This window comes from Paenibacillus nanchangensis, assembly GCF_046543445.1.
Classification (GTDB): Bacteria; Bacillota; Bacilli; order Paenibacillales; family Paenibacillaceae; genus Paenibacillus_AQ; species Paenibacillus_AQ nanchangensis.
On the sequence record NZ_JBHOFD010000067.1, the window covers coordinates 1 to 5,212 of the forward strand.

Here is a 5,212-nt window from a genome sequence, read left to right on the forward strand (position 1 = left end):
CTGCACCCATCTAAGCGCGGTGATGATGTCCTGCAGGCCGAAGTTAGTGGCGTCCGCGAAAGCGCCGCCGTATTGGGAGAGCGAAAGCCAACCGAATGGGCCAAGCCGGTAGTTCAGGGACACACCAATGGCGCGGCCGGTTGCGGCGAGACCTGAGGCGTTCGAGGTAGTCTGGTGTTTGCGCCGCGTTCGAAACCGCCACCGTAGATGTAGACGATCACGGGGAGCGGTTCGTCGCCAGCGTCTTCCGGTGCCCAGACGTTGAGGTTAAGGCAGTTTTCGCTTAAACCGTTGTCGGCCTCTAACCAGCTATTGTCCCCGGGTTGCAGCGGTGCGGCTCCCTTTTGGTCGTATGGCAGATCCGGGTTGAACGGTAGCAAGATGGGCGACGGAAGCGTTCTGCGCTGGCGTAGGGGATGCCCAGCCAGGAGCGGATCGCTCGGGCAGCGGTATCAGTGTTGTTCGTGTGATCATTCTTTCCGTTGAGAGTGTGGCCAGGTTTCATTTGTATTTCTCCTTTCATAGATGAAGAAATATGATCATTTTAGGCCATTATTCATAATAATGAAAGGTAAAATATAGACTTGGTATGATACATTTTGGACATGCAAGTCAATCCCATCTCTATCTTGAACTAACCCAGAGAGCAAGCACTCGATTGGTTAAGTTTGCGGTTTCAAAATCAATTGCTGTACAATTCAAAAGTTCATTCTCCTTTATCTTCCTATACTTTAAAAGTAGGTTAGGACCCGCCTATTTAGATACTTTTCCCTTTAGGGGATAAACCTTATCAGAAGATATGAATATCATTTCTTCCGGAAAAAACCTTTTAAAATACTTTTCCACTCTAAGATGAATATCCATTTGATACCATCCGGACAACTCGTTCTCTTTAAACAAAAATGGCATGCCCAAGCGCTCGGAACGTTTCCCTCTTGTTCCATCTCCAATGTTAAGTGTGTCGATGTAGATCCGATCAACGATGGTCTCCAGTGTTTTAGGGAAATCGGGTGTGAATGGAAGTACAGGCGAAATGGAAGCTTGGGTAGCGATTCCTGCGTTATTCACTTCTTTTAATGCCTGCAAACGTAACTTAATACCTGGTGCATGGGGAGCAAACAATCGTTTCATATCTTCCCGATCTGTTTCTATAGTCATAGAGACAAGGACCTCGCATTTTTGATTTAGTTCAAGTAGTAGGTTAAGATCCCTTACGACAAGAGGACTTCGAGTTTGTATCTGAAGGAAATCTGGAGGGTGTTTGACCATCTCCTCTAAAATAGAGCGTGTAAGCTCCGTCTTCCGTTCCAGTGGTTGATAGGGATCTGTTGCCGTAGACATAAAAAGATTAATGGATTTATTTCTTCGGCGGAGATTGACCGTCTCACTCCGATATTTGTCGGCCGCATTCGTTTTGATGCTTACCCATTCTCCCCATGGAGTATCACTGTACCTTTGAATAGGCATTTCTCTAACGTAGCAATACTTACATCCAAAAGCACAACCACTATAAGGATTTAGTGAATGTGTGAAACCAACCGTGGAATCTCCTTTCATATCAGTTAAGATTTTTTTTGCTGTTATGCTATTAACCAGCATGTTAGCCTCCTTATTTTGGATGCCTGCAGGTTTTGTTTCGACCTTGCATTATGGTATGATCATTTTAGGTCATCTGTCAGATTGGATGAAGGCGAAAACAGGAAATTCAATGACACTTTATGGACATTTCGCTTCATCAATACTCTTAAAGGAGGTTCGTGTAATCGTTCATTCAATCAAACAAGAAAAAAATATAAGGCCTCTTAAATATAAACCAGTGTTTTCTTATCCCTACGATCTGGAGATTTTTAGTGTATCTTCTCTCAAAGAACGAACACCAGAAGATCGTATGAAAATTACTTATCGTTATGAATTTTATATGATCATTTGTGTCACGGAAGGAATTTGTACTCAATGGATCGATTTTGAACCCATCCATTGTAAAGAAGGGACATTGATAGCAGTAACGCCTGGACAAGTCCATAATTTCGGAGACGATGAGAACTGGGACGGATGGGTTATTCTATTCCGGAAGGAATTCCTTCTTCCTACTTCACTTACATTGAATGAACTGAATTTAACATTTGAGATTGGAAGAACACCTAATAGTCTAACTTTAAATAATACAGAGCTGCATCGAGCAATTACATTGATAGAGCAGATGGTTCAAGACTCTTTAATTCAAGTAGCCAAAGAGGATGTTCATATGTTGTTACGCTTTCAGCTTTATGCATTCGTAACTTGGCTCAACATTATCCATAAACAAAAAAATATCCCTGCTACTTCTCAAGTCTCACACAAGTTTTTAAAATTCCAAGAATTAGTGGAGAAAAATTATGCCAAGTTAAATCATGTTAGTGATTATGCGGCACTTTTAAATTGCACAGAAAAAACATTAACACGGGTTACGGCCGCAGCTGTTGGAATAAGTGCTAAAGCATTTATATCAGCCCGAATTAGTCTAGAAGCTAAGCGTTTATTAATGCATACAGATTACTTGATTAGCGACATTGCTGAAATTCTTAACTTTCAAGAGACTACTCATTTTAGTAAATTTTTTAAACGGGAAACTGGCTATACGCCTGTAGAGTTCCGAAAGCAGAACCTTTAATTATAAATTATCGGGAAACACACTTGTTCTTAAAAAGGGAGTGATACTGTGATACAAGGAACATTATTTGATAATGAACATGATCGGCCGTTGGCTAATCGTGTGCGTCCTCAATCGTTGGAAGACTTTATAGGACAAAAACATTTACTTGGCTCTGGAAAAGTTCTGCAAGATATGATCAAAAATGATCAAGTGTCTTCTATGATATTTTGGGGCCCTCCAGGTGTTGGCAAAACAACGCTAGCCAAAATCATTGCCAATCAAACCAAGTCTAAGTTTATTGACTTTAGTGCAGTAACTAGCGGCATTAAAGAAATCCGAAATATAATGAAGGAAGCTGAGGAAAATAGGAAATTAGGGGAGAAAACCCTATTATTCATTGATGAAATTCACCGCTTTAATAAGGCACAACAGGATGCCTTTCTTCCATATGTGGAGAAAGGGAGCATTATTCTCATCGGCGCGACAACCGAAAATCCATCGTTTGAAGTTAACTCAGCTTTGTTATCACGCAGCAAAGTTTTTGTACTTCACCAACTTAGCAGTGAAGACATAGTTGAATTATTAAAAAAAGCGATTTTGAATCCTAAAGGATACGGAGACCAAAAGATAGATTTAGAAGAGGGCGTACTTCCTGCAATCGCAGAATATTCAAATGGAGATGCCAGGGTGGCATTAAACACCTTAGAAATCGCTGTGCTTAACGGAGAGAAGCAAGATGAAGTTATTGTAATTAGCAAAGAAGGGCTGCTGCAAATTATTCATCGGAAATCACTTTTGTATGATAAAGATGGAGAAGAACACTATAATATCATTTCCGCACTGCATAAATCCATGCGAAATAGTGATGTAAATGCATCTATTTATTGGTTGTCTCGAATGTTGGAATCAGGTGAAGATCCTTTATTCATTGCTCGCAGGCTAGTTAGATTTGCAAGTGAGGATGTGGGTTTGGCAGACAATAGGGCTTTGGAAATCGCTATTTCGGTGTTTCAAGCATGTCAATTTATAGGGATGCCAGAGTGCGACGTTCACCTAACACAAGCCGTTATATATCTGGCACTGGCCCCCAAATCAAATTCTGCTTATTTAGCTTATCGCTATGCGAAAAAAGATGCCCTACATTCCATGAGTGAACCTGTGCCTTTGCAACTTCGGAACGCTCCAACGAAGCTTATGAAAGAGCTGAACTATGGTAAAGGGTATCAGTACGCCCATGACACAGAAGAAAAGCTAACTACGATGCAGACTATGCCAGAATCCCTGATCGGACGCCAATATTACCATCCGACAACACAGGGGTCTGAATTCAAAATTAAACAAAGGATGGAAGAAATTGCGGCATGGTATAAGCAGAACAATAATCAAAAATAAAAACTTTACATATAGGAGGGAATCAAAATGAAATTAGAAGAAATCGTAGAATACTGTTTGTCTTATCCTGCCTCGTATGAGGATCACCCATTTGGAGATGGTTGGACAGCCATACGCCACAAAGGAAATAAGAAAATCTTTGCATTGATATTTGAAAAAGATGGCCATCTTTGCGTTAACTTGAAGTGTGATCCTGATCGATCTGAATTCCTTCGGAATGCATTTGAAGAAGTTAAACCCGGATATCATATGAGTAAAGAACATTGGAATACAATTATCTTAGATGGAAACCTTCCGGAGGATGATCTTCACGATATGGTAAAACATAGCTTTGACCTGACGAAACCCAAACGTAAAGTGAAGAAATAACCCACAAACAATTTGTTAAAGTTTAATAACATTATTGTGAACGGCACGGATAATGTTAAACCATACAGCGGCATTGTAGGATATTGTATCCTATAATGCCGCTGTTTCTATATCCTTTAGCTGCTCAAGTGCTGAAGAACAAAAGATGACGAGAGGGAGGACTTGTCACTTACACGGTAAGTATAAAACATATCATCAATTATTAGCTCCACTTCTGTATTGTCCGAAATATGTCAGTTATAGTCTTGATTTCACCTTTTATTATTATAAACAATGGCCTAAAATGATCATATTATTTCACAAATGAAAGGACCAATACAAATGAAACCTGATCATACCTTCAACGGAAGCACCAACATTACCGATACAGCTGCCCAAGCGGTCCGCTCCTGGCTGGGCATCCCATACGCCAGTGCAGAACGCTTCCGCCGGCCCGATTTGCTGCCGTTTAATCCGGCCCTGCCATACGACCAGTATGGACCCGCCCCGCTGCAACCCGGCGACAATAGCTGGTTAGAGGCTGACAACGGAGTCAGCGAGGACTGCCTTAACCTTAACGTCTGGGCACCCGAAGACACTGGTGACAAACCGCTCCCCGTGATCGTCTACATCTACGGTGGCGGTTTCGAACGCGGCGCGAACACCCAAACCACCTCGAATGCCTCAGGTCTCGCCGCGACCGGCCGCGCCATTGGAGTGTCCCTGAACTACCGGCTTGGCCCATTCGGTTGGCTTTCGCTCTCTCAATACGGTGGCGCTTTCGCGGACGCCACTAACCTCGGCCTGCAGGACATCATCACCGGGCTCAGATGGGTGCAA

Annotated in this window: 7 protein-coding genes; 4 read left to right on the plus strand and 3 right to left on the minus strand. The window is 42.2% G+C overall.

The window, feature by feature from the left end:
• From ACE6ED_RS28950 to ACE6ED_RS28960, 3 genes are all read right to left on the minus strand, one after another.
• Positions 1–123, minus strand: a 123-nt coding sequence (locus tag ACE6ED_RS28950) for a carboxylesterase family protein (protein ID WP_410830929.1), incomplete at its 3' end; no start/stop codon positions are given.
• Entirely contained in the window at positions 114–380 is a 267-nt protein-coding gene (locus ACE6ED_RS28955; protein WP_410830922.1) for a carboxylesterase family protein, read from the minus strand. The genes ACE6ED_RS28955 and ACE6ED_RS28950, both read right to left, overlap by 10 nt.
• Before the next feature lie 373 nt (positions 381–753).
• Positions 754–1,599 carry an SPL family radical SAM protein gene (locus ACE6ED_RS28960; RefSeq protein WP_410830923.1) on the minus strand — a complete coding sequence of 282 codons (846 nt, stop codon included), beginning with the start codon at positions 1,597–1,599 and terminating at the stop codon, positions 754–756.
• Between ACE6ED_RS28960 and ACE6ED_RS28965 the strand changes: the two genes are divergently transcribed.
• From ACE6ED_RS28965 to ACE6ED_RS28980, 4 genes are all read left to right on the plus strand, one after another.
• The gene (locus tag ACE6ED_RS28965; RefSeq protein WP_410830924.1) at positions 1,583–2,650 is read left to right on the plus strand and encodes an AraC family transcriptional regulator; all 1,068 of its coding nucleotides are present in this window, start codon (positions 1,583–1,585) and stop codon (positions 2,648–2,650) included. The genes ACE6ED_RS28960 and ACE6ED_RS28965 overlap by 17 nt on opposite strands.
• A gap of 48 nt (positions 2,651–2,698) precedes the next feature.
• Positions 2,699–4,024 carry a replication-associated recombination protein A gene (locus tag ACE6ED_RS28970; RefSeq protein WP_410830925.1) on the plus strand — a complete coding sequence of 442 codons (1,326 nt, stop codon included), beginning with the start codon at positions 2,699–2,701 and terminating at the stop codon, positions 4,022–4,024.
• 27 nt (positions 4,025–4,051) lie between these two features.
• Complete coding sequence (locus ACE6ED_RS28975; RefSeq protein ID WP_410830926.1) at positions 4,052–4,393, plus strand: MmcQ/YjbR family DNA-binding protein; 342 nt, start codon at positions 4,052–4,054, stop codon at positions 4,391–4,393.
• Positions 4,394–4,714: 321 nt separating this feature from the next.
• Positions 4,715–5,212, plus strand: a 498-nt coding sequence (locus ACE6ED_RS28980) for a carboxylesterase family protein (RefSeq protein WP_410830928.1), incomplete at its 3' end; no start/stop codon positions are given.